The sequence below is a fragment of the Staphylococcus sp. FSL K6-0223 genome (assembly GCF_038008285.1).
Map to the genome: position 1 here is coordinate 1,643,376 of NZ_JBBOYX010000001.1, position 24,575 is coordinate 1,667,950.

The 24,575-nt window shown below is 32.6% G+C and carries 24 protein-coding genes and 1 riboswitch; of the genes, 11 read left to right on the plus strand and 13 right to left on the minus strand.

Annotation, left to right across the window (positions count from 1 at the left end; all coding sequences use genetic code 11):
* Nucleotides 1–138 precede the first annotated feature (138 nt).
* Nucleotides 139–1,434, minus strand: coding sequence for a lipoteichoic acid stability factor AuxA (gene auxA / locus MHI13_RS08065; protein WP_019835357.1), 1,296 nt, complete (start codon nucleotides 1,432–1,434; stop codon nucleotides 139–141).
* Nucleotides 1,435–1,586: 152 nt separating this feature from the next.
* Here auxA and graF point away from each other — a divergent pair, with 152 nt between their 5' ends.
* From graF to MHI13_RS08085, 4 genes are all read left to right on the plus strand, one after another.
* Nucleotides 1,587–1,706 (plus strand): glycopeptide resistance-associated protein GraF, encoded by a 120-nt coding sequence (graF, locus tag MHI13_RS08070; protein ID WP_002448238.1) that lies wholly within the window; start codon nucleotides 1,587–1,589, stop codon nucleotides 1,704–1,706.
* A gap of 264 nt (nucleotides 1,707–1,970) precedes the next feature.
* A riboswitch (TPP riboswitch) is annotated at nucleotides 1,971–2,072 on the plus strand.
* A gap of 92 nt (nucleotides 2,073–2,164) precedes the next feature.
* Nucleotides 2,165–2,740: an ECF transporter S component gene (locus MHI13_RS08075; protein ID WP_002448226.1), complete on the plus strand. Its 576-nt coding sequence runs from the start codon at nucleotides 2,165–2,167 to the stop codon at nucleotides 2,738–2,740.
* Between the two features lie 12 nt (nucleotides 2,741–2,752).
* Nucleotides 2,753–4,156 (plus strand): ABC transporter ATP-binding protein, encoded by a 1,404-nt coding sequence (locus MHI13_RS08080; RefSeq protein ID WP_054105430.1) that lies wholly within the window; start codon nucleotides 2,753–2,755, stop codon nucleotides 4,154–4,156.
* Nucleotides 4,149–4,958: an energy-coupling factor transporter transmembrane component T family protein gene (locus MHI13_RS08085; RefSeq protein WP_049382541.1), complete on the plus strand. Its 810-nt coding sequence runs from the start codon at nucleotides 4,149–4,151 to the stop codon at nucleotides 4,956–4,958. Before MHI13_RS08080 ends, MHI13_RS08085 begins: the two co-directional genes overlap by 8 nt.
* Nucleotides 4,959–5,109: 151 nt before the next feature.
* Here the strand turns inward: MHI13_RS08085 and purD are convergent, their stop codons facing one another.
* From purD to purE, 11 genes are read right to left on the minus strand one after another with little or no spacing between them, the layout of a single operon-like run.
* On the minus strand, nucleotides 5,110–6,348 hold the full coding sequence (purD, locus tag MHI13_RS08090; RefSeq protein WP_019835355.1) for a phosphoribosylamine--glycine ligase: 1,239 nt from the start codon (nucleotides 6,346–6,348) through the stop codon (nucleotides 5,110–5,112).
* A gap of 35 nt (nucleotides 6,349–6,383) precedes the next feature.
* Nucleotides 6,384–7,862, minus strand: a complete 1,479-nt coding sequence (gene purH / locus MHI13_RS08095; protein WP_017175765.1) for a bifunctional phosphoribosylaminoimidazolecarboxamide formyltransferase/IMP cyclohydrolase — start codon at nucleotides 7,860–7,862, stop codon at nucleotides 6,384–6,386.
* Nucleotides 7,863–7,877: 15 nt separating this feature from the next.
* Nucleotides 7,878–8,444 (minus strand): phosphoribosylglycinamide formyltransferase, encoded by a 567-nt coding sequence (purN, locus tag MHI13_RS08100; RefSeq protein ID WP_017175766.1) that lies wholly within the window; start codon nucleotides 8,442–8,444, stop codon nucleotides 7,878–7,880.
* A 2-nt stretch (nucleotides 8,445–8,446) separates the two neighbouring features.
* Nucleotides 8,447–9,475 (minus strand): phosphoribosylformylglycinamidine cyclo-ligase, encoded by a 1,029-nt coding sequence (gene purM / locus MHI13_RS08105; RefSeq protein ID WP_017175767.1) that lies wholly within the window; start codon nucleotides 9,473–9,475, stop codon nucleotides 8,447–8,449.
* Nucleotides 9,468–10,952: an amidophosphoribosyltransferase gene (gene purF, locus MHI13_RS08110; RefSeq protein WP_017175768.1), complete on the minus strand. Its 1,485-nt coding sequence runs from the start codon at nucleotides 10,950–10,952 to the stop codon at nucleotides 9,468–9,470. Before purF ends, purM begins: the two co-directional genes overlap by 8 nt.
* The gene (gene purL, locus MHI13_RS08115; RefSeq protein ID WP_017175769.1) at nucleotides 10,931–13,120 is read right to left on the minus strand and encodes a phosphoribosylformylglycinamidine synthase subunit PurL; all 2,190 of its coding nucleotides are present in this window, start codon (nucleotides 13,118–13,120) and stop codon (nucleotides 10,931–10,933) included. Before purL ends, purF begins: the two co-directional genes overlap by 22 nt.
* Nucleotides 13,113–13,784 carry a phosphoribosylformylglycinamidine synthase subunit PurQ gene (gene purQ, locus MHI13_RS08120; protein WP_017175770.1) on the minus strand — a complete coding sequence of 224 codons (672 nt, stop codon included), beginning with the start codon at nucleotides 13,782–13,784 and terminating at the stop codon, nucleotides 13,113–13,115. Before purQ ends, purL begins: the two co-directional genes overlap by 8 nt.
* Before the next feature lies 1 nt (nucleotide 13,785).
* The gene (gene purS / locus MHI13_RS08125; protein WP_002448160.1) at nucleotides 13,786–14,046 is read right to left on the minus strand and encodes a phosphoribosylformylglycinamidine synthase subunit PurS; all 261 of its coding nucleotides are present in this window, start codon (nucleotides 14,044–14,046) and stop codon (nucleotides 13,786–13,788) included.
* On the minus strand, nucleotides 14,046–14,750 hold the full coding sequence (gene purC / locus MHI13_RS08130) for a phosphoribosylaminoimidazolesuccinocarboxamide synthase (RefSeq protein WP_019835351.1): 705 nt from the start codon (nucleotides 14,748–14,750) through the stop codon (nucleotides 14,046–14,048). The genes purS and purC overlap by 1 nt, the downstream gene beginning before the upstream one ends.
* Nucleotides 14,751–14,753: 3 nt before the next feature.
* Nucleotides 14,754–15,878 (minus strand): 5-(carboxyamino)imidazole ribonucleotide synthase, encoded by a 1,125-nt coding sequence (gene purK, locus MHI13_RS08135; protein WP_054105427.1) that lies wholly within the window; start codon nucleotides 15,876–15,878, stop codon nucleotides 14,754–14,756.
* Nucleotides 15,865–16,347 (minus strand): 5-(carboxyamino)imidazole ribonucleotide mutase, encoded by a 483-nt coding sequence (purE, locus tag MHI13_RS08140; RefSeq protein ID WP_054105426.1) that lies wholly within the window; start codon nucleotides 16,345–16,347, stop codon nucleotides 15,865–15,867. Before purE ends, purK begins: the two co-directional genes overlap by 14 nt.
* Nucleotides 16,348–16,557: 210 nt before the next feature.
* Between purE and folD the strand changes: the two genes are divergently transcribed.
* Nucleotides 16,558–17,415 (plus strand): bifunctional methylenetetrahydrofolate dehydrogenase/methenyltetrahydrofolate cyclohydrolase FolD, encoded by an 858-nt coding sequence (gene folD, locus MHI13_RS08145; RefSeq protein ID WP_049379555.1) that lies wholly within the window; start codon nucleotides 16,558–16,560, stop codon nucleotides 17,413–17,415.
* Between the two features lie 88 nt (nucleotides 17,416–17,503).
* On the opposite strand, the gene MHI13_RS08150 is transcribed toward folD, so the two are convergent.
* Nucleotides 17,504–18,649: a globin domain-containing protein gene (locus tag MHI13_RS08150; RefSeq protein WP_017175774.1), complete on the minus strand. Its 1,146-nt coding sequence runs from the start codon at nucleotides 18,647–18,649 to the stop codon at nucleotides 17,504–17,506.
* 268 nt (nucleotides 18,650–18,917) lie between these two features.
* Here MHI13_RS08150 and MHI13_RS08155 point away from each other — a divergent pair, with 268 nt between their 5' ends.
* From MHI13_RS08155 to rihC, 6 genes are all read left to right on the plus strand, one after another.
* Nucleotides 18,918–19,235: a DUF5011 domain-containing protein gene (locus tag MHI13_RS08155; RefSeq protein ID WP_017175775.1), complete on the plus strand. Its 318-nt coding sequence runs from the start codon at nucleotides 18,918–18,920 to the stop codon at nucleotides 19,233–19,235.
* 297 nt (nucleotides 19,236–19,532) lie between these two features.
* Nucleotides 19,533–20,645 carry a cytochrome aa3 quinol oxidase subunit II gene (gene qoxA / locus MHI13_RS08160; protein ID WP_054105425.1) on the plus strand — a complete coding sequence of 371 codons (1,113 nt, stop codon included), beginning with the start codon at nucleotides 19,533–19,535 and terminating at the stop codon, nucleotides 20,643–20,645.
* Nucleotides 20,645–22,633, plus strand: coding sequence for a cytochrome aa3 quinol oxidase subunit I (gene qoxB, locus MHI13_RS08165; RefSeq protein ID WP_017175777.1), 1,989 nt, complete (start codon nucleotides 20,645–20,647; stop codon nucleotides 22,631–22,633). Before qoxA ends, qoxB begins: the two co-directional genes overlap by 1 nt.
* Nucleotides 22,623–23,228 carry a cytochrome aa3 quinol oxidase subunit III gene (qoxC, locus tag MHI13_RS08170; protein WP_017175778.1) on the plus strand — a complete coding sequence of 202 codons (606 nt, stop codon included), beginning with the start codon at nucleotides 22,623–22,625 and terminating at the stop codon, nucleotides 23,226–23,228. The genes qoxB and qoxC overlap by 11 nt, the downstream gene beginning before the upstream one ends.
* The gene (gene qoxD, locus MHI13_RS08175) at nucleotides 23,225–23,515 is read left to right on the plus strand and encodes a cytochrome aa3 quinol oxidase subunit IV (RefSeq protein WP_002448242.1); all 291 of its coding nucleotides are present in this window, start codon (nucleotides 23,225–23,227) and stop codon (nucleotides 23,513–23,515) included. The genes qoxC and qoxD overlap by 4 nt, the downstream gene beginning before the upstream one ends.
* 132 nt (nucleotides 23,516–23,647) lie before the next feature.
* Entirely contained in the window at nucleotides 23,648–24,550 is a 903-nt protein-coding gene (rihC, locus tag MHI13_RS08180) for a ribonucleoside hydrolase RihC (protein WP_017175779.1), read from the plus strand.
* The last annotated feature ends 25 nt before the right edge of the window (nucleotides 24,551–24,575 follow it).

Here is a 24,575-nt window from a genome sequence, read left to right on the forward strand (position 1 = left end):
TTTTAATTTTGTAACGAATCTATTGTAATCTACTCTACTATTTTAACAAATTTAAAATTCTTCACCTAAATATTAAATTAAAAAAAGAAGTGGAACACTGAATTCAAAAATGAATTCTGTTCCACTCCCTTACTCAGATTATGGTTTTTCTTTTAATTGCAACGAAAATGCTATAATTACAGGTATTAACATAATAATTAATGTAGGTGTAATAAATATTGAAAGTAATAGACCATGAATCATTATATTAATAAATTCAGTAAGCAATTTGAAGAATAGAATACTAATCATAAACAACTGTAAATAGTAAAATTTGCCTCTTAAAAAATGAGTAAATGTCGTCGCAATGTAAATGATAATAATAAAGAGTAATATTAACAGTGTAATCCATTCAATCACGTATTGAGTTTGTGATAATTCCCATTCTCCAGATACAAATAGAGCATTTCTATTATTAAATTCTATAAATGTAAATAAGAATAAGATAAAACCACAGAAAATTTCCACATATGCTGGTTTAATCCATTTAGGACGTCTCATCCACTTAGGAATATCATCTTCTTCTATATCTACGATATTTTTAAATTTACTTTTAAATTTATCGCGTTTAGATCTAATTTTATCTAAATCTACACTTCTTCTTGTCTTACGTGCATATTCTGATGTTTTATCTTGAAGTTGTTTAAAATGAACTTTTGATTGAGTCGAAACGTTTCCTTTTTGAGTTCTTGATAATTCAGGCTCTTCTTCCCCTAATTCTTCTTTTGTTAAAGGTAACGCACGGCGTAAGAATAAGAAATTCCAAATTGCCGCTTGAGCTAATAACCACATAATGATGAAGAATGTATTTACACTTAAAATATCAATAGGCTCAATCTCATTTGCATCGATTTTGCCATACAATGACAGTTGAGTAATCAAGTAACTTATTCCATATGAAATAATAATCCATAAATAATGAACTTTTCTATTTTCTTGATACAATTCATCTTTATAAACAATATATCCTGTATGAATCACAAATGGAATAATGAATATAATTGCCCAAAAACCATATACTTGAGTCATCAATGTAATTGTAATGAGGAAGTATAAAATACCAATAACTAAAAAGAAAATTGAGATGTCGTAATCGTATTTGGTTGTTCTAAATAACGTATATCCAATCAATATGACTAGAATACCAAATAGAATAATTATGACTGCACTTACAACTGGAAAGTTGCCTATGAATCTACTCATCACTCTAATTATTTCACTAAAAAATGCATTAAGAAAGTCCCATATATTATGTATTTTTAAATCAATTTTATCTTTATCTTTTAGTTTATGGATTAAAGGCAAATTGATTAAGATAATGAGACCTGTGAAGAGTGAAACGATACCGATCAAGTAACTATAGATAATCTCGGCGTGTTTCTTAAGAAAAGACATACAGTTCACCTCAAAATTAATTATATATGAACTTTCTATTCTTGTCTTTAATAAAAAATAAAATACTTCTCTAGACTGAGATGAAGTTTATTCTTTTATTAATTGGGTATATTAATTTTGTAAAGTAATCTATGAAAAAGGAGAGTTGTCCTATGACACATGAAGATGCAAAAAAAGCAAAAGAATATGAAGAAAAATTAAAAGAACAAAAAGAAGAAAAAACTGATGATATTGAACAAACTAAACAAGATGTTCAAAATACATTAGACTAATTTTCTTATTTATGTCATCATTAAGAATATTTAATGAATAAGCCTGAGACATACAAGCTGTCTCAGGTATTTTTAATATATTGGCTATCGATGGCTGAGTTGGAAATAAATCTATCCTACTTTCTTTCATTATTTTTAGAACTAATTACATTTTAATTGTTAAATATGTAAACTGTTTAATTATAATTTATTTTTAATTAAATATAGATTAAAAGCATCTTGACATCTACTATTAAAAGTCATACATTTAAAATAAATAAAATATAAATGCACTAGGGGTGTATAGCACTGAGATGAGGCTTAACCTCAAACCCTTTGAACCTGATCTAGTTAAAAACTAGCGTAGGAAAGTGTTAACTTAAATAAATCATGTTTTTAATAATCAATAGCATTTTTATTTAAATTTACGCACAACTTTTCTACGAAGGGTTGTGCGTTTTTTTAGGAGGAACTATTTTATGTCTAAAGGTTTAAAGCTTTCAGAAATTCTAGTTACTGTGCTGATTGCTGTTATTTTTGCAATCATTTATAACTTATGGTGGTTGCCATATAATTTAGCTCAAGTAGCTGGTATACATCTAGAACAACTTACATACGGTATTTGGTTTATGGCTGCTATTGTAGCTTACTTAATTATTCCTAAACCAGGTATTGCATTAATTGCTGAATTTGCTGCTGGTGCAGGTGAAACTATTGTTATGGGGAAATTTGATATTCCTACTATAGTATATGCAATTTTACAAGGTCTAGCATGTGAAGTTGTGTTTGCTATCTTTAAATACAAATCACGTTCTTTAATGGTAGCAATGTTAGCTGGTTTAGTAACAGCATTAGTATCTTTCCCTGTAGATTATTTTTATGGCTATCTAAACGAAGTTGCGGGTTGGAACTTACTACTTTTCATCATTTTCCGTGCTATTAGTGGTATTGTACTGTCTGGTATACTCTCTTATTTAATTGTAAAAGCCTTAGATCAAACTGGAGTAACTAAATTATTCCGTCCTGCCTCTCAAAAAGATTACGACAACTTATAAGGGGAAATGATTGTGTTAAAAGTCAAAAATTTACGTCTAAAATATCCAAATGGTGATCGAAAAATTTTCGATAATCTAAATATAGAAATTAAAGATAAAGAAAAAGTGCTTTTACTAGGTCCTTCAGGATCTGGTAAAAGCACATTGCTTAATGTCCTTAGTGGCATTGTTCCTAATCTTATAGAATTACCGATGAAATATGATGAACTAGACATTGATCCTAATTCGGGGGTTATTTTTCAAGACCCAGATACACAATTTTGTATGCCAAAAGTTTACGAAGAATTAGCTTTCGTCTTAGAAAATCAAAAAGTGCCAAGAGAAGACATGGATGAACAAATTAAAAAAGCACTTGCGTCTGTAGATTTAGATGTGGATAATTCAACTTTCGTAAATAATTTAAGTGGTGGTATGAAACAAAAGCTTGCTATCGTTGAAACGATTTTACAGAAAGCTGATACACTCTTTTTAGATGAACCTACAGCTATGTTAGATGTACAAGCAACTGCTGACTTATGGCAACGACTCATTCAATTATGGACTGATCAAACGGTATTAATTGTAGAACATAAAGTGGAACATATTTGGCATCATGTAGATCGAGTCATATTAATGAACTATGATGGAGAAATTATAGCTGATAATACACCTGAATACATACTCAAACATTGTGAATCGTTACTTACTGAATTTGGCGTATGGCACCCTCATGCATGGGATTATGCGCCTATACGAACAGATTTAACACCACAGACTTCTAAAACACTTTTTAAATTTCAAAACGGACAAATAATTCGCAGTAAAAATACACTATTTGAAGTTTCAGAACTAAATATTCATCCTGGAGAATGGATTACAATTACTGGAAAAAATGGAGCTGGCAAAACTACTTTACTTGAATCTATGATGCAATTAGTGAAATACAACGGTACAATGTTTTATGAGAACCGATTACTGAAGAAAATTAAAGATGCTGCTCAAAATATGTATCTTGTATACCAAAATCCTGAACTTCAGTTTATTACTAATTCAGTTTATGACGAAATTAATATTCATTATAATCATCTTGATAAAGCAAAATCGAAAGAAGAAACTGAACATCTTTTGAAACTTTTACATTTAGAAAAAGTTAAACATCATCATCCTTTTGAAATATCTACAGGTCAGAAACGCCGATTAAGCGTAGCAACTGCTTTAAGTTCAAAAGCTGAAATTGTTTTATTAGATGAGCCAACATTTGGACTTGATAGTCATAATACATTTCAATTGATTAAGCTGTTTGAAGAACGTGTAAAACAAGGACAAACTATCGTAATGGTGACGCATGACTCTGAAATTATTCATCGTTATCCAACACGTCGACTTGTCGTAGAAAATCATAAGCTTTTAGAAATGGCAGGTGAATCAAATGTTTGAACGTTGGAAAAAGCGTCATACATTTGTAGATGATGTAAACATTATTACGAAATTAATTCTTGGAGTTTTATTATTTATTTTTATCATTTTTGTACATAATTTTGATTATATGATTTATATTACTTTATTGATGTTTATATTTTTATTATCTTTTAATGGTACAGCTTTTAAAGTCATTGCTGCATTTTTATCAGCAACCATTCTCTTTGCCTTGCTATCATCATTATTCATGATTTTATATGGTGATGGTACACATATGTTATTTGAATGGGGAATTATTCATATTAGTACTGAGAGCATTGTAAGAGGTCTTCACTTATCTTTAAGAACAATTACAGTTTCAATGTTCGGTGTGTTAATTGCATTAACATCACAAATTGTAATGATTTTCTATAGTTTAATGCAACATTTAAAAGTAAAACCTAAAATCGCCTATGCATTTATGGCTGCTATTCGTATGGTACCACTTATTTTCACATCATTTATCCAATTAAGACGTTCTTTAAAAATGCGTTACCAAATGATTGATGCTTCCAATTATCGTGGATTTAAACGTATAAAACACTTACTTATTCCAGTCTTAAGCCAAAACATACGTCGTGCACATCAATTATCAGTAGCTATGGAATCAAAAGGATTTAAAGATGGGCCTCGGACTTATTATTATAAAGCACCTTTCTCATACAAAGATATTCTTTTTGTTGGTATGACAATTGCTTTACTTATTATTGCTTTTTATTTATCTCAATATTTTCCAATCACTGGTATTAAAGATGCTCGTGTTTCAGAAATGTTAGAATAATATATATAACATAAAACAAACTAAAGTAAAGATTGAGTTCAAAGATAAAAACAGTTTCAAAAACACAGTAAATTAATCTTGCTAGTATATTAAGCCCTAGCATTATAAAATACCCATAGATGAATGTCATCTATGGGCTATTATTTTTAGTTTATTTGAGCGCTTTATTTCCAATATCTTTACGATAAAATAGTTGATCACTCTTAATTTTTTCTACATTTCCATAAGCATCTTTTTGTGCTTGTTGAATAGTTTTTCCTTTTCCAATGGCTAATACAACTCGTCCGCCAGATGTAAGAAATGTATCATTTTCTTTTTTCAAACCACTAACGAAATAATGGTTATTTAATTCAAAGCCTGAAACCTCTGCACCTTTATCATATGACCCAGGATAGCCTTTCGAAGCAAGCATTACTCCTACCACATAATCGTTAATCCATTGAAAACGAATAGGTTCTTTACGGTCTAGAGCAACGATTTGTGCCATCAAGTCACTTTCTAGACGACTTAACAATACTTGCGCTTCTGGATCACCAAATCGTGCATTAAATTCAATAACTTTAGGACCTTCCTTAGTTAAAATTGCACCTATATAAAGTAAACCAAAATAGTCATAACCCTCTTCTTTTAACGCTCTAGCAATTGGTTGAGCAATATCTTTGTTTGTACGTTCTAAAACGTCATTTGAAATATGAGGAACAGGACAATAAGCGCCCATCCCACCAGTATTAGGACCTTCGTCATTATCATAGGCACGTTTATGATCTTGAGCAATACAGTCAAAAGGAACTGCATAATCACCATTAATGAATGTCATTAATGAGAATTCTTCTCCTTCAAGAAATTGTTCAAAGACAACTTTTCCATCTTCTTGTGGATATAGCACTTCTACCGCTTCAATTGCTTCATCTCGTGTATTAGCAATAATTACGCCTTTACCAGCAGCTAACCCATCCTTTTTGACTACAATAGGTAATTCGCATTCATTTACATAATTAAGTGCTTCAGTTTTATTGTCTATTTCTTTATAATCAGCAGTTGGAATATCATATTTTTCCATTAACCTTTTAGCAAAAGATTTAGAACCCTCAATTTGGGCTGCTTCTTTGTTAGGACCAAAGACTTTAACATGATTGTCTCTCAATTTATTAGATAAACCATCTATCAATGGTTGTTCTGGACCAATAATCACCCATTCTATATGATGTTGGTGGACAAATTGTAAAATAGCCTCATGGTCGGTTTCAGCAATTTCAGTGTGTATTTCAGCTAAATGAGTCATTGCATCATTTCCAGGAATAGCATAAAGTTTTTCAATAAGTGGCGACTGATGTAATTTTGATACTAATGCATGTTCACGACCGCCTGCACCTATAACTAAAACATTCATTTCTTTTCTCCCTCTATTCTCTCAATTATTTTAAATTAGTGTTTAAAATGACGCATACCAGTAGTAACCATAGCAATACCATGTTTGTTAGCCATATCAATCGAATCTTGGTCTTTAATTGAACCGCCTGGTTGAATAATAGCTTTAATACCATGTTTTGCAGCAAGTTCAACAGTATCATCCATTGGGAAGAAGCCATCAGAAATCATTACTACATTGTCATTTATTTCAATTGCGCGCTCTAATGCAATCTTAGCTGCACCTACTCTATTCATTTGTCCTGCACCAATTCCAACTGTCTGTTTATTATTACTTAAAATGATTGCATTACTTTTCACTGATGGAATAACTTTCCATCCTAGAAGCATTGCCTCCCACTGAGCATCGGTAGGTTCAACGTCTGTAACAACCTTCATTTCTTCTTTAGACACTTCGTAATTATCTTTATCTTGAACCAAATATCCACCTGAGACTGAAACAAATTCTTCTTCACGATTATCAATTGTCATATCAATTTCTAATAAGCGAATATTTTTCTTTTGAGTTAAAATATCTAAAGCTTCTTTATCAAATTTTGGTGCAATGACAACTTCTAAGAAAATAGAATGTAACGTTTCCGCTAAATCTTTGGTAACTGTTCTATTGAGTGCAATGATCCCACCAAAGATAGACTGATTATCTGCATCATACGCATGTTTAAATGCAGTTTCAATATCAGTGCCAATACCTACACCACATGGATTCATGTGTTTAACTGCAACGGCAGCTGGTTCTTTAAATTTTTTCACTAATGCTAATGCTGAATCTGCATCTTTAATATTATTAAAACTCAATGCCTTACCATGTAATTGTTTCGCACCAGCAATAGTATGTTTACTATTAGAAGTACGAACAAAACGTGCTGATTGTTGAGGATTCTCACCATATCGTAATTCTTCACTATCTCCTTTGAAGAAACTTACAATTGCATGATCATATTCATTTGTATGTTCAAATACTTTAATCATTAATGACTTACGGTATGATTCATCAAGTCGATGTTCTTTAATTCGTTGAATGACTTCATTATAATCAGATGGATGGACAATGGTTGTTACATGTTTAAAATTTTTGGCTGCAGCACGTAACATAGTTGGACCACCAATATCGATATTTTCAATTGCATCATCTTCAGTTACATCTGGATTAGCTACAGTTTGTTGGAAAGGATATAAGTTGACCACAACCATATCAATTAAATCAATGTGTTGTTCTGATAATTGTTCTAAATGTTCAGGTTTATTACGATCTGCTAAAATACCACCGTGTACTGCTGGATGTAACGTTTTTACACGACCATCCATAATTTCAGGGAATTGCGTCAACTCTGATACAGATTTAACAGTTACATTAGCTTCTTCTAAAGCACGTTTTGTACCACCCGTTGAATATAATTCATAATCTAATTGCGTTAATGATTTAGCAAATTCCACGACTCCACTTTTATTTGAAACACTAATAATTGCTTTTTTCATGATTAACTATGCTCCTTATTTAATAACTTTAGCTATTACACTTGGATAAAGTTCATATTCTAATTGTTTCACACGTTCTTCTAACGCTTCTTTTGTATCGTCCGGTTTTATATCACATTTTCGTTGTTCAATTATTTCTCCCGTATCCATTCCACTATCTACATAGTGAACTGTTGAACCTGTTTCCTTATCCCCACTATTAAATGCTTGACCAATTGCATCTTTCCCCTTGTACTTTGGTAATAATGAAGGATGAATATTCAATATTTTACCTTCATAAGCATTTAATAAGTCTGGTCCCACTAATCTCATATAACCTGCTAAGATAATCCACTCCACCTCTTCACTATGAAGAAGTTGAATTAATTTTTGTTCATATTCTGCTTTGTTTTCAAAGTCTTTAGGTTCATTAATATGAACCATCACTTTCAACTGTTTTGCACGCTCAATGCAATAAGCATCGTGATGATCTGTATACAAAGAAGTAATTTCTATATTATTAAGGTGCCCCTTATCAACTTTAGATACAATATTTTCGAAGTTACTTCCTGATCCAGAGGCAAATATAGCCACCTTAGTCATATCTATACCCCCTCAAGATAAATCGGTGCATCATTACTTTTAACAATTTCCCCTATTTGATATGCAGCAATATCTTGTTCTTTTAAGATATCAAGTGCTTTAGATACATCTTCTTTATTTACAATGACAGTATAGCCTATGCCCATATTAAAAACGTTATACATTTCACTCGTTTCAATGTCAGCTTGTTGTTGTAACCATTCAAATACTTTTGGTGTTGGGAAGGATTGTGTATCAATTTTAGCTGCTAACCCGTTAGGTAAGCCTCTAGGTATATTTTCATAAAATCCGCCACCAGTAATATGATTCATGCCTTTGATTTTAACTTTTTCTTTTAAAGTTAAAATAGGTTTCACATACAATTGAGTCGGAGCTAAAAATGTATCAAGATAAGTACTTCCATCAAATGAATCATTCAAATTAATTCCGGATTCTTGAATTAACTTTCTTACTAAACTATACCCATTAGAATGAATTCCATTAGAAGCTAAACCAATGATAATTTGTCCCTCTTCTACTTCAGATCCATCAATATATTCATCTTTTTCGACTGCCCCTACAGCAAAACCTGCTAAGTCATATTCTCCTTCGTGATACATTTCACCCATCTCGGCTGTTTCTCCACCAATAAGAGCAGTATGAGTAGCTTCACAACCATCACTCACACCTTTTACAATTTGCTCTATCACTTCCGGAACAACTTTATTTGTTGCTATATAATCTAAAAAATATAGCGGTTCTGCGCCCGTTGTAAGAATATCATTTACACACATGGCAACTGCATCAATACCAATCGTGTCATGCTTATTATTATCAATGGCAAGCTTTAATTTTGTTCCTACACCATCTGTACCAGAGACTAATACTGGCGCTTTCATATTAAGCTGGGATAAATCAAAAGTCGCACCAAATCCACCTAATCCACCAAGTACTTCTTTACGCATTGTACGTTGAACATGACTAGACATTCTTTCTACCGCTTCATAACCTGCATGAATATCAACACCTGATTGTTCATAAGCTTTAGACATGTATATTTCCCTCTCTATCAAAATAATGTTTATGATTATCAATATATTCTTTTTGACGTGTACTTAAATTATTTAAATAGTTTTCTTCATAGTCAAATAGACCTGCTGGATAATCTCCTGTAAAACTTTCTACACATAATCCACTATATGGTGCATCAAAATCTAATCCAATTGATTCTATAAGACCTTCAACACTTAAATATGCAAGAGAATCTGCACCAATATACTCACAAATTTCTTCTGGAGATTTACTAGCAGAAATCAATTCAGCAGTAGTAGACACATCAATTCCATAAAAACTAGGGAACATAAATTCTGGAGAAGCTATACGTACATGTATTTTATTTGCTCCAGCATCTTTAAGCATTTTGACAATACGTTTACTTGTTGTTCCTCTTACAATAGAGTCATCAACTAAAATAATGTCTTTACCTTCTACAATATCTTTCACTGCCGATAGCTTAACGCGTACTCCTTGTTCACGTAATTCTTGTGTAGGTTGAATAAAAGTTCGTGCGACATATTGGTTTTTCACAAGCCCCATTTCATAAGGTAATTGAATCTCTTCAGCATAGCCACTAGCTGCAGATAATGATGAGTTTGGAACACCGATAACCATATCTGCTTGAGCCGGACTTTCTTGAGCTAATTTTTTACCAGAAACTTTACGAACTGCATGCACATTTTTTCCAGCAATTGTTGAATCTGGACGCGCAAAGTAAATATATTCCATTGCTGAAATAGCTGTGTTAGTGTGACTTGTATATGATTTTACTTCAATGCCATTGTGATTAATGACAACATACTCTCCAGCATGAATATCTTGGACATATTCTGCTCCTAGCACATCTATGGCACATGTTTCACTAGCTAAAATGTATGTTCCATCTTGCATCTTACCAACTACTAGAGGACGAATCGCATTTGGATCAACAGCACCATACAAAGCGTCTTTAGTCAATATCGCGAAAGTAAATCCACCTTTAATTTGTCGTAAACTTTCTTTTAGCGCCTCTTCAAATGTAGGAGCTTTACTACGACGAATTAAATGCATAATCACTTCAGTATCAGAAGATGAGTGGAAAATGGCACCATGTTTTTCAAGGTATTGTCTTAAAGTTTGTGCATTAATTAAATTACCATTATGACAAATTGCGACACTCATATCGTAGAAATGATATAAAAATGGTTGGATATTTTCGATACCTTTATTTCCTGATGTCGCATAACGAACATGTCCAATAGCATGATTGCCATCTTTTAGTTTATTAAGTTGTGGTTCTTTAATGGCTTCAGTAAGTAAACCTAAACCACGTTCACCCTTTAGAGTATCTTCATCAGAAACTACAATCCCTGCACCTTCTTGCCCTCTATGTTGTAAACTATGCAATCCCATATAAGTTAACTGAGCTGCTTCTGAATGATTCCAAATGCCAAAGACACCGCATTCTTCGTTTAATCCACTGTAGTTAAACATTCTGAAATAGCTCCTTCCCAAATTGCTTTAATATCTGAGACTTTTTCTGTAATTGTAGATGTAGTATTAGATACTTTAAATTCATCAACATCTGTTAATTCACCAATTTTAATAGCTCCATCGACATCTAGTGTTTGTCCTTCTTTGACTGCAACGACATAACGTCCTTGTGTTTCACTAAATAATTGTGCATCAGAGAGTTCTACTTTTGCTTCTAATCCTAAATTATAATAAGCACTTATTTTAGCAAGCGTAATAAGTAAACCGCCTTTACCTACAGTTTGTACATGAGAAGCAATTCCATTTCTAATAGATGTTTTTATTGCTTCGCCTTTTGCCACTTCATCACCTAAATCAATTTCTTCATACTCATGATTGACTTTACTATATAAAAGTTTTTCAATTTGACTTCCACCAAAATCATTTCTTGTTTCTCCTACAAGATATAATGTATGCCCTGTTTCTGGATGGAAATCATTTAAATATTGAATATCTTCAATGAGTCCTACCATTCCTACTACTGGTGTAGGGAAAATAGAAGTTCCTCTAGTTTCGTTATATAAAGAAACGTTTCCTGATACTACCGGTGTTTTTAATACTTCACAAGCTTCTGCCATTCCTTTTGTAGAATCAATCAATTGTTGGTAAATTTCTTTCTTTTCTGGAGAACCATAATTTAAACAGTCTGTCATAGCTAATGGTGTTGCGCCTACAGCAATTAAATTTCTATAAGCTTCTGCCACAACCATTTTCCCACCTTCGTAAGGTTGATTAAATACATATCGAGCTTCACCATCAATAGTTGAAGCAATGGCTTTATTTGTTCCTTCAACTCTTACTACAGATGATTGTAGTCCAGGTTTAATAATGGTATTAGCACCTACTTGTTGATCGTATTGTTCATATAAATAATGTTTCGAAGCAATTGTTGGATGCTTTAATAATTTCTTAAATACATCTTGTACATTGATCTCACTATAATCATTTTTTGAGGTATTATATTCTTTTTCTTCACCTTCTAAAATATAGACAGGTGCTTCATCAGCTAGTGCATCAACAGGAATATCTGCATACACTTCATCTTCGTATTTAAGAACGAAGCGGTCAGTATCCGTTACTTCACCAATTACTGCACTATCAAGTTCATGTTTATCAAATAAGTCCAAGAACTTTTGTTCTGTTCCTTTTTCAACAACAAGTAACATTCTTTCTTGTGTTTCAGATAACATCATTTCATATGGTGAGATTCCTGGTTCACGTGTTGGGACTTGATCTAGATACAGTACTAATCCACTACCGCCTTTAGCAGCCATTTCTGATGAAGAAGAGGTAAGACCTGCTGCTCCCATATCTTGGATACCTACAAGTTCATCAAATGTGATTGCTTCAAGTGTGGCTTCCATTAATTTTTTACCTACAAATGGGTCACCAATTTGTACTGAAGGTCGTTTACTTTCACTTTCTTCAGTTAATTCTTCAGATGCAAATGTGGCACCATGAATACCATCACGTCCAGTTTTAAGGCCTACATAAATGACTGAATTTCCTTCACCTTTAGCAGTACCTTTTTGTACCATATCGTGATCGATAACACCTACACACATTGCATTGACAAGCGGATTTCCATCGTAACGTTCATCGAATTCGATTTCTCCTGCTGTAGTTGGTATACCAATACAATTACCGTAACCACCAATACCACGGACAACGCCTTTTAATAAACGTTGATTTTGTTTTACTGATAATTCACCGAATCGCAAACTATTTAGTAGGTTAATGGGTCTTGCTCCAATCGATACGATATCTCTGATGATACCTCCTACACCAGTAGCTGCACCTTGATAAGGTTCGATTGCTGAAGGATGATTGTGAGATTCTACTTTGAAAACTACCGCTTGATTATCACCAATATCTACAACTCCAGCACCTTCACCTGGTCCCATAAGGACATGCTCGCCAGTTGTCGGGAATTGCTTTAAGAAAGGTTTAGAATGTTTATAAGAGCAATGTTCACTCCACATGACTGAGAAAATACCTACTTCTGTAAAGTTAGGCTCTCTTCCTAAAATCTCACGTACCTTATTATATTCTTCATCACTTAAACCCATGTCTTGATATAGTTTTTCAAGTTTAATTTCTTCAATACTAGGTTCGATAAACTTAGACATTTTGTTCCCTCCAACTATTTACCATTGCTTCGAATAATTTAACACCACTGTCTGTACCAAGAAGTGTTTCAAGTGCTCTTTCAGGATGAGGCATCATTCCACATACATTGCCTGCTTTATTTACAATACCTGCAATATGTTCATGAGACCCATTCGGGTTATCTTCATATGTTAAAATAATTTGATTATTTTCAACTAATTCATTGTACATATCATCTGTACAATAATAATGTCCTTCTCCATGTGCTACAGGATAAACAACAATTTCATTTTCTCCATATAAATTAGTAAAAGGAGTTTGATTATTAACAATTTTCAGTTTTTCATTTCTGCTAATAAATAGATGTGAATCATTATGTAATAAGGCGCCGGGTAATAGTCCTATCTCAGTTAAGATCTGGAATCCATTACATACACCTAAAACGGGCTTACCTTCACTGGCAAAACGTTTCACTTCGCTAATAATTGGAGCGACACTTGCCATAGCCCCTGAACGTAAATAGTCACCAAATGAAAAACCACCTGGAATTAATACCCCGTCAAAACCTTTTAAAGATGTTTCACGATAATCTACATATTCAGCTTCTGCACCTGTTTTAATAGCTGCATTATACATATCTCTATCACAGTTAGATCCTGGAAAAACGAGAACTGCAAATTTCATATTATGCATTCTCCTTTTCATCAACAATTTTATAACTATATTCTTCAATAACCGTATTAGCAAATAACTTTTCGCTTAATGTCGTAATAATATTATTTACTGCTTCATCTGTAGCTTCATCAACAGTCATATATAATACTTTACCTACTCTAATGTCATTAACTTGTTTATAACCTAAGTCATGCACAGCACGATTTAATGCTTGACCTTGTGTATCCAATACCTGTGGTTGTAATGTAATGTGAAGTTCAATTGTTTTCATTATTTTAGTTCCTCCAATTTATCCAAAAATGTTTGATACGTATCTATTAAAGAACCAGTATCATTTCTATATACATCTTTATCGAAATTCGTATCTGAATATTTATCCCAAATACGACAAGTATCTGGTGAAATTTCATCCGCTAATAAAATATCACCATTTTCTGTTTTTCCAAATTCAACTTTAAAATCTACTAATCTTAAATCCATTTCATTCATTAATTGAATTAATACTTTATTAATATTTTTAGCCATATCTTTTAATGTCTTAATTTCCTCATCATTAGCAATATGAAGTAATTTGACATGATCATCAGTAATCAATGGATCATTTAAATCATCATTTTTATAAAAGAACTCTACAAGTGGTTCATCAAATACATGGCCTTTTTCAAAACCTAAACGTTTCGTAATAGAACCTGTCGCAATATTTCTTACAACTACTTCTAGTGGTATAATCTTTACTTCTTTAACTAATTGCTCAGTTTCAGAAAGCTGTTTAATAAAATGGCTTTCAAGGCCATGTTTATTTAAATATTCGAAAATAATTGAAGTAATTCGATTATTTAAACGTCCTTTCCCTTGCATCTTATCCTTTTTGGCGCCGTTACCTGCTGTGACTTCATCTTTGTATTCAACTCTCAACTGATGTACTGTTTCAGTTGAAAATACTCTTTTTGCTTTACCTTCATAAAGTAATGACATTGATTATTCTCTCCCTTTAAATTGTTTCAACATTTCATTTTCAGTTTCATTAACATTATTTGTAAGAATGGTCATATGCCCCATTTTTCTATCCGGTTTTCGTTCTGTTTTTCCATAGATGTGGACATGCCATTCAGGATGATCTCCAAATTTATCTTCTAATAAGTCTAAATCGCGTCCTAGTAAATTCAACATCACAGCTGGTTTTAAAATTTCAATCTCTTGAGGTAAATCTTGACCAGTTACTGCTAAGATATGTGTATCAAATTGAGAATAATCACATGCTTCAATCGTATAATGTCCAGAGTTATGTGGTCTCGGTGCAATTTCATTTACATATAAGTGATTTGATTTATCAATAAAGAATTCCACGGTAAAAGTACCAACAAAGTGAACTTTTTCGATTATTTTATCTACTTCTTTTCTCGCTTCTTGCTCTTTATCGCATCTAGCTGGAATAATAGTTTTAAATAGTATTTGATTACGATGCTCGTTTTCTTGTAGTGGGAAATAAGCAATTTGTTTTTGATTACCAATCGTTACAGTTAAAGATACTTCTCGATCGAGATCTAAAAATTTTTCTGCCACACATTCATGTTTTGAAACAAGTACTTTAGCTTCTTCAACATTGGAATCATTTTTCACTAAAATTTGTCCTTTACCATCATATCCACCAAAACGTGTTTTTACGATAAATGGATAACTTAATGTTTCAATTGCTTGATTCAAATCTTTTTCATCTTTTAAAGATACATAAGGAACAATTTTCGTACCTGCAGATTCTAATGTTTGTTTTTCAGTTAAACGATCTTGTAATAATTCAATTGCTTGATAACTTTGAGGAATGTTAAATTGTTGAGTTAGTTGCTTAAGTTGTTGAGCAGATATATTTTCAAATTCATAAGTAATCACATCTGATTGTTGACCCAATTTGTTTAAGGCTTCTTCATCATCATACTCTGCCGTGATAAAAACATCTGCTATTGATTTACATGGACTATCTGGATTAGGATCTAAACACGCTACATTAAAGCCCATTTTTTGGGCAGATTGTGCCATCATCTTACCTAATTGTCCTCCACCAATAATACCAATTGTTGCTCCGAACTTTAATCTATTGAAGTTCATCTTGCATTTCGCCTACCTTATCTACTAAAGATTGTTCATATTGTTCAAGATGTTTACAAACTGAATCATTTCCAATACTTAAAATTCTCGCTGCTAAAATACCAGCATTTTTAGCCCCAGATTTACCGATTGCCGTTGTAGCAACAGGAATTCCACCAGGCATTTGAACAATAGACAATAGTGAATCTAGTCCTTTTAAACTTTTAGATTCAATAGGTACACCGATAACAGGTAACGTTGTCATTGAAGCAACCATCCCAGGTAAATGTGCTGCACCACCAGCGCCAGCAATAATAACGTCATAACCGTTTCTACGTGCTTCACTTGCAAAATCAAACATTAACTTTGGCGTACGATGTGCTGACACTACTTTCTTTTCATATGGTATTTCAAATTGTTCTAACATTGCACAACTTTCTTGCATAATCTTCCAGTCTGAGGAACTACCCATAATGACTGCTACTTTCACTTTGTACACCCTTTCAAAGTTTAAAATATAAATCTTATTAGTTGTATATTACACGTATAGCATACCAAGTATAAGATTTAATTTCAATCAAAAATCGAACTTTATCTATGTTTCTTAACTTAATTTACGCTTTTTAGCTAAAATTTGACGTTTTTATACCTTTAAAGTTAATCTATAGACAGATGTTTAATAAACAAGGAGGAGTTTTTTGTGGTTGCAAAAATTTTAGATGGGAAACATATTGCAAAAGATTATAGACAAGGGTTGCAAGACCAAGTTGAAACTTTAAAAGAAAAGGGATATACACCAAAATTATCCGTTATTTTAGTTGGGAATGATGGTGCAAGTCAAAGCTATGTTAATTCTAAAAAGAAAGCTGCTGAAAAAATAGGGATGATATCTGAAATTGTTCATTTAGCTGAAGATACTTCTGAAGAAGACGTATTAAAAGAACTAGATCGTTTAAATAATGATGATTCGGTAAGTGGTATTTTAGTCCAAGTACCTCTTCCTAAACAGGTTAGCGAACAAAAAATTTTAGAAGCAATTAATCCAGAAAAAGACGTTGATGGTTTTCACCCATCAAACATTGGTAAATTATACATTGATGAACAAACGTTTGTTCCTTGTACACCATTAGGAATTATGGAAATTTTAAAACATGCAGATATCGATTTAGAAGGTAAAAATGCTGTCGTAATTGGCCGAAGTCACATTGTAGGTCAACCCGTGTCTAAGTTATTATTACAAGCAAATGCGACAGTAACAATCTTACATTCACGTACTAAAGATATGCATAGCCATTTAAAACATGCAGATGTTATCGTCAGTGCAGTAGGTAAACCTGGATTAGTTACTAAAGACGATGTAAAAGAAGGCGCAGTGATTGTGGATGTAGGTAATACTCCTGATGAAAATGGCAAACTAAAAGGTGACGTTGAATTTGAAGAAGTAAAAGAAATTGCAGGTGCTATTACTCCAGTACCAGGCGGTGTAGGTCCTTTAACTATTACGATGGTTTTAAATAATACATTATTAGCTGAAAAAATGCGTAGAGGCATTGAATAATTTAAATTCAAACGTTTATTATTAAAAAAGAGAGAGACATAATTTCAAATTAATTATGCCTCTCTCTTTTTTTAATAATATATTACATTTATACTGAAACACTTAATTTTGGAACAAATGTTTCATAATGAATATGTTCTTGGCTTACGCCTATTTCTTTTAATACTTCAATCACTGATTGAATAAATTTAGCACTTCCACAAACATATACTTCACTATCATTATTCACATAATTTTCAAGAGTTTCTTTAGTTAAATAACCTTTAGCTTGTCTATCATATAATTCATATTTCGCGTTGTCGTAGCGTTTTGAAATATCTTTTAAATGAGAAGTGAATGGTGTATCGTTAACGTCTCCAGTTACTTGAATAAACTGTGCATGACTTCCATTTTCAGCTACTTTATCAAACATTGAAACAAGTGGTGTGACACCAATACCCGCACCAATAAATACTTGTGGTTGATTTTGGTTAACCACACCAAATGGACCTACTGGAGCTGATAAGTTAATATCATTTCCTTCTTTTAATTCATCATGTAAAATAGTTGAAACTTCACCTTCATGGTCTGTAGATACATCACGTTTGACAGCAAAAGTTAAATGATTGTTATCGCCACTAACAATTGAATAGTGACGTTTTGCACGATAAGGCATTTTTTCACTACTTACATCAACTGTAATATATTCTCCTGGTGTAAATTGACTTAAATCATATTTATCTGATACTACAGTAAAGGATTTAATATCAGATGAAAGTTGGTCAATTTTTTCTATTTTAAATGGTTGGAAACCTTCCCATAACATTTTACTATAAATATCTTTTTCAACTTGAATAAATACATCAGCAATTTCTTGATATGCTTTTTTCCAAGTTTGAATAATAGGATGACTATCTTCTAATCCTAAAACAGCTTTAATTGCTTCAATTAAGTTTTCTCCTACGATATCATATCCAGCTGGTGGTACTTGCAACGCACAATGTTTATATGCAATTTCTTTAACAACTGGCAAAATATTTTCTAAATGCTCAATATTAACTGCAGCTGCTAATACACTTTGAGCTAAAGCAGTAGATTGGAATCCTTTTTGTTGGTTAGTTTGGTTAAACATATTTTTTAACTCTGGATGTTGTTGAAACATTCTATTGTAAAAATAAGAAGTGATCTCTGTTCCTCTTTCTTGTAATACTGGAACAGTTTCTTTTACAATTCCTTTTTCTTGTTCTGTTAACATTCAAATCCACTCCTACTTAAAATTATATGTGTAAAATATATTTATTTACTACAAATATATTTTAGTACAATACTTATTATAATGTAATATAGATTTTTTTAAATTCACAGAACTTTCATTTTACATAAATTTAATATTTATTTATCTTAAGTTCATTTAAATTTAATCTTGAATAAGCTATATTAAGACTATAGTATGATGTTAAAAATCAGAAATTAAAGTATAGTTAAATTATTCAAATGACTTATTACATTCGGAGGTTAACGTAATGAATAAACTCATACAATCTCTTTCAGCTCTCGGTGTCTCCGCTACTCTTGTGACTCCAAATTTAAGTGCAGAAGCTACTTCAAATCATACTCCACAGCTTAAAGGAGTAAACGATATTGTTATTGAAAAAGGTCAAGATTATAATGTATTAAATGGAATTAGTGCCTATGATAAAGAAGATGGTGATTTAACACATAAAATTACAGTTGATGGTCACGTAGATACGTCAAAAGTAGGTACTTATAAAGTAAGATATAATGTCATCGACTCAGAGGGAGCCGAAGAATCATCAACACGTTACATAAAAGTTAAATAAATGTGTCAATTTTCTGAAAAAGACGAGATGAATATCTCGTCTTTTTTATTTAATTTTTATTGTAAACGCTAGAATTGATAATGTTTCTCAAATGTAACGAACAATTCTCTATTTTTGACATTTTTCACAGAATAGACACATAATTTTAACAAACCTTACATTCCCCGTCATTCCTATTGTTACTAGTTTTTTCCTATTTATTATTGTAATTTTTTTCTAATAAGGTCTTGTAAATATCGCGTAATAAACTAAAATTAATGGTAAGCCCTACATTTGTAGTATTAGGAGGTCAAAAAAGTGTCAAAATTTAAGTCGTTGCTTCTTATGTTTGGCACACTAATTTTACTTAGTGGTTGTTCAAACATAGAAGTGTTTAATGCAAAAGGGCCAGTAGCAAGTAGTCAGAAGTTCTTGATTATTTACTCAATCATCTTCATGCTTGTTATTGTTGCTGTTGTACTTACTATGTTCGCTGTTTTTATTTTCAAGTATAGTTACAATAAAAATGACGAATCTGGTAAGATGCACCACAATTCTTTAATTGAAACAATTTGGTTTGTGGTACCAATCTTAATCGTAATTGCTTTAGCTATTCCAACAGTTAAAACATTATACGATTACGAGAAACCACCTGAAAGTAAAGAAGACCCATTAGTTGTCTATGCAGTTAGTGCCGGATATAAATGGTTCTTTGCTTATCCAGAACAAAAGGTTGAAACAGTGAATACATTAACTATTCCTAAAAACCGTCCAGTTGTATTTAAATTACAATCTATGGATACAATGACTAGTTTCTGGATTCCTCAATTAGGTGGTCAAAAATATGCCATGACTGGCATGACAATGAATTGGACTTTAACAGCCGATCAAACTGGTACATTCAGAGGACGTAACTCTAACTTCAATGGTGAAGGTTTCTATCGCCAAACATTTAAAGTTCACTCTGTAAACCAAAAAGATTTCGATGCTTGGGTTAAAGATGCTAAAAGTAAGAAAACTATTAGCCAAGATGAGTTTGATAAACAAATCTTACCAAGTACTCCAAATAAAGAATTAACATTTAGTGGTACTCACATGGCATTTGTCGATCCTGCAGCTGATCCAGAGTATATCTTCTATGCATATAAACGTTACAACTATACTCAAAAAGATCCTAACTTCGTTGCTGAAAAAGATCTTTACAAAGATGTAACAGATAAACCTCAAAAACCAGCTCGTAAGGTAACAGTTACAAATGTCAACTATCCTCGTCATGGTATGAAGCCAATGATTTTAGGCAACGATGACCCTTACGATAGTGAGTTCAAAGATGAAGAAACTCACAACGCTAAGGAAATGGAAAAAATCAATAAAGGAGCTAAAGACGAGAATGCGTCTAAAGCAGATAATGATCATGGAGGTGAACATTAATGAATTTTCCATGGGATGAATTACTCGTTAAAGGTAACTGGATGATTACTATGGCACAAATTGGTGCCCCATTCTTAGTTATCGGTTTAATCGCAGTAATTACTTATTTCAAATTATGGAAATATCTATACAAAGAATGGTTCACATCCGTAGACCATAAAAAAATCGGTTTAATGTACTTAATTTGTGCAGTATTAATGTTCGTTCGTGGTGGTATTGATGCGTTATTACTTCGTACTCAATTAACTATTCCGGATAATACTTTCTTGGAATCAAATCACTATAACGAAATTTTTAGTACGCACGGCGTTATCATGATTATCTTTATGGCTATGCCATTCGTTTTCGGTTTATGGAACGTTGTTGTTCCTTTACAAATTGGGGCTCGTGATGTGGCATTCCCTGTAATGAACAACATCAGCTTCTGGTTATTCTTTGTTGGTATGATTTTATTTAACCTATCATTTATCGTAGGTGGATCACCAGCAGCTGGTTGGACAAACTATGCTCCACTAGCAGGAGAATTTAGTCCTGGTCCAGGAGTTAACTACTACTTAGTAGCAATTCAAATTTCAGGTATCGGTACTTTAATGACAGGTATTAACTTCTTTGTAACAATACTTAGATGTAAAACACCTACTATGAAGTTTATGCAAATGCCTATGTTTACTGTAACTACTTTTATTACGACATTAATCGTAATTTTAGCATTCCCAGTATTCACAGTTGTTCTTGCTTTAATGACAGCTGATAGAGTATTCGGAACTCATTTCTTTACAGTAGCAGATGGCGGTATGCCAATGTTATGGGCAAACTTCTTCTGGGTATGGGGGCACCCTGAAGTTTATATCGTTATCTTGCCTGCATTTGGTATTTATTCAGAAATTATTCCAACATTTGCTCGTAAACGTTTATTCGGTCACCAAAGTATGGTGTGGGCAACTGCTGGTATCGCGTTCTTAAGTTTCTTAGTTTGGGTTCACCATTTCTTCACAATGGGTAATGGTGCTTTAATTAACTCATTCTTCTCAATCTCAACAATGTTAATCGGTGTACCTACCGGAGTTAAATTATTTAACTGGTTATTAACATTATATAAAGGACGTATTACTTTTGAGTCACCAATGTTATTCTCATTAGCCTTTATCCCTAACTTCTTATTAGGTGGGGTTACTGGTGTAATGTTAGCAATGGCATCAGCTGACTATCAATATCACAACACTTATTTCTTAGTAGCTCACTTCCACTATACATTGGTTACTGGTGTAGTATTTGCCTGTCTAGCTGGTTTAATCTTCTGGTATCCTAAAATGATGGGTTACAAATTAAATGAAAAATTAAATAAATGGGCATTCTGGTTATTCATGATTGGATTTAACGTATGTTTCTTACCACAATTCATTCTTGGTTTAGACGGTATGCCACGTCGTTTATACACATATATGCCATCTGATGGTTGGTGGTTATTAAACTTCATCTCAACTATCGGTGCATTAATGATGGCAGTCGGCTTCCTATTCTTAGTAGCAAGCATTATCTACAGCCACATTAAATCTCCACGTGAAGCAACTGGAGATAACTGGGATGGTTTAGGTCGTACTTTAGAGTGGTCAACAGCTTCTGCTATTCCACCTAAATACAACTTCGCAATCACTCCAGATTGGAATGACTATGATACATTTGTTGATATGAAAGAACATGGTCGTCATTTCTTAGACAATCATAACTACAAAGACATTCATATGCCTAACAACACACATACTGGTGTATTTATGGGTATATTCATGTTAGTTGGTGGTTTCTTCTTAATCTTCGAATCTATCATTCCATTCCTAATTTGTGTAGCTGGTATCTTCGGAACTATGATTTATCAAAGTTTCGTACAAGATCACGGTTATCATATTCCAGCTTCTGAAGTTGCTGAAAACGAAGCACGTTTAAGAGAAGCACGTATTAAAGAAAGGGAGGCTGTAGGTCATGAGTCATGATACAAACACTATTGATTCACGTACGCATGAAGGTCAATTGAATAAACTTGGCTTCTGGATTTTCCTTACAGCCGAATTTGCATTATTCGGTACCCTATTTGCAGCGTTATTAACGTTGCAACATGGGGGCGGTTACGGTGGTAAATTGACAACTGAATTGTTTGAATTACCACTTGTCCTAATCATGACATTTGCCTTATTAATCAGTTCTTATACTTGTGGTATTTCAATTTACTACTTACGTAAAGAAGAAAAAGGTAAAATGATGTTTTGGATGATTTTAACAGTAATCCTTGGCTTAGTATTTGTCGGATTCGAAATTTATGAATTTGCACATTATGCTTCTGAAGGTGTAACACCTAAAGTAGGCTCTTACTGGTCAAGTTTCTTCATCCTATTAGGTACACATGGTGCCCATGTTTCATTAGGTATCGGTTGGATTATTTGTTTATTAATCCAAGTAGCAACACGTGGATTAAATAAATTTAATGCTCCAAAATTATTTATAGTAAGTTTATACTGGCACTTCTTAGATGTTGTATGGATCTTCATCTTTACTGCCGTATATATGATAGGGATGGTGTATAGCGGATGAACACAATCGTAAAACATACAGTTGGCTTTATTGCTTCAATCGTTTTAACGTTATTAGCAGTTTTTGTAACTCTATACACAAACATGACATTCCATGCTAAAACAACAATTATCTTTGGTTTTGCTTTCATCCAAGCTGCATTACAATTATTAATGTTCATGCACTTAACTGAAGGTAAAGATGGACGTTTACAATCTGCCAAAGTTATCTTTGCGATTATTATTACTTTAATCACAGTTATTGGTACTTATTGGGTTATGCAAGGTGGACATTCTAGTCACTTATAATTCAATTTCTACCTTTCTTAAAAAGCCTGTACGAGTTTTTTAACTTGTACAGGCTTTTTGTTTTGTTTATATTAATTACTTCTTTGTGTATGATAGATATAAGAAAAAGTAAAAATCTTTGGAGGTGTATTCATGTCATTACCTATTATTATTGATACTGATCCAGGTATAGATGATGCAGCAGCAATCGCTCTTGCATTATCTCATACAAAATTTGATGTCAAAATGATTTCTACTGTAAATGGAAATGTAGGTGTTGAGAAAACCACAGCGAATGCTTTAAAATTAAAAGCCTTTTTCAACAGTGAGGTCCCTATTCATAGAGGAGCTTCTCAACCATTAATAAGTGAAATACAAGATGCTAGTCATATTCATGGAGAAAGTGGTATGGATGGCTATCAATTCCCTACAATTTCTACTTCAGATTTAGCGTCTTCTCATGCTGTAGAAGCTATGAATGAGATATTAAGTCATTCTAATGAACCTATTACTCTTGTAACTTTAGGCCCTTTAACAAATATAGCTCTACTTTTTAATACGTATCCTGAATGCAAAAACCATGTTAAAGAAATTATTATGATGGGTGGTAGTACTGGAAGAGGTAATGTTACTCCCCTAGCTGAATTTAATATTTATTGTGATCCTGAAGCAGCTCATATCGTTTTTAATGCTGGTTTACCTTTAACGATGATTGGCTTAGATTTAGCGCGTCAATCATTATTTACTCATTCTTATTTAGACACTCTTAAAGATAAAAACAACACAACACAAATGTTGTATCATATTTTCCAACACTATCGCGGTGAAGATTTTAAAGAAGGAATAAAACTATATGATGCATTTACGATTCTTTATTTACTTGATCCTAAGAGTTATGAAATTAAAGAAGCAGATGTGCAAATTGAATTACAAGGGTCACTGACTCGTGGTGCTACTGTAGTTGATTTTGAATCTTCCTATCCTAATTGTTCTGTAGTCGTATCAAGTATAAATGAACATTATAAAACAATATTTTTAAATACTTTAAAAAATTAAAGGTCGAAACAATTAATGTTCCGAC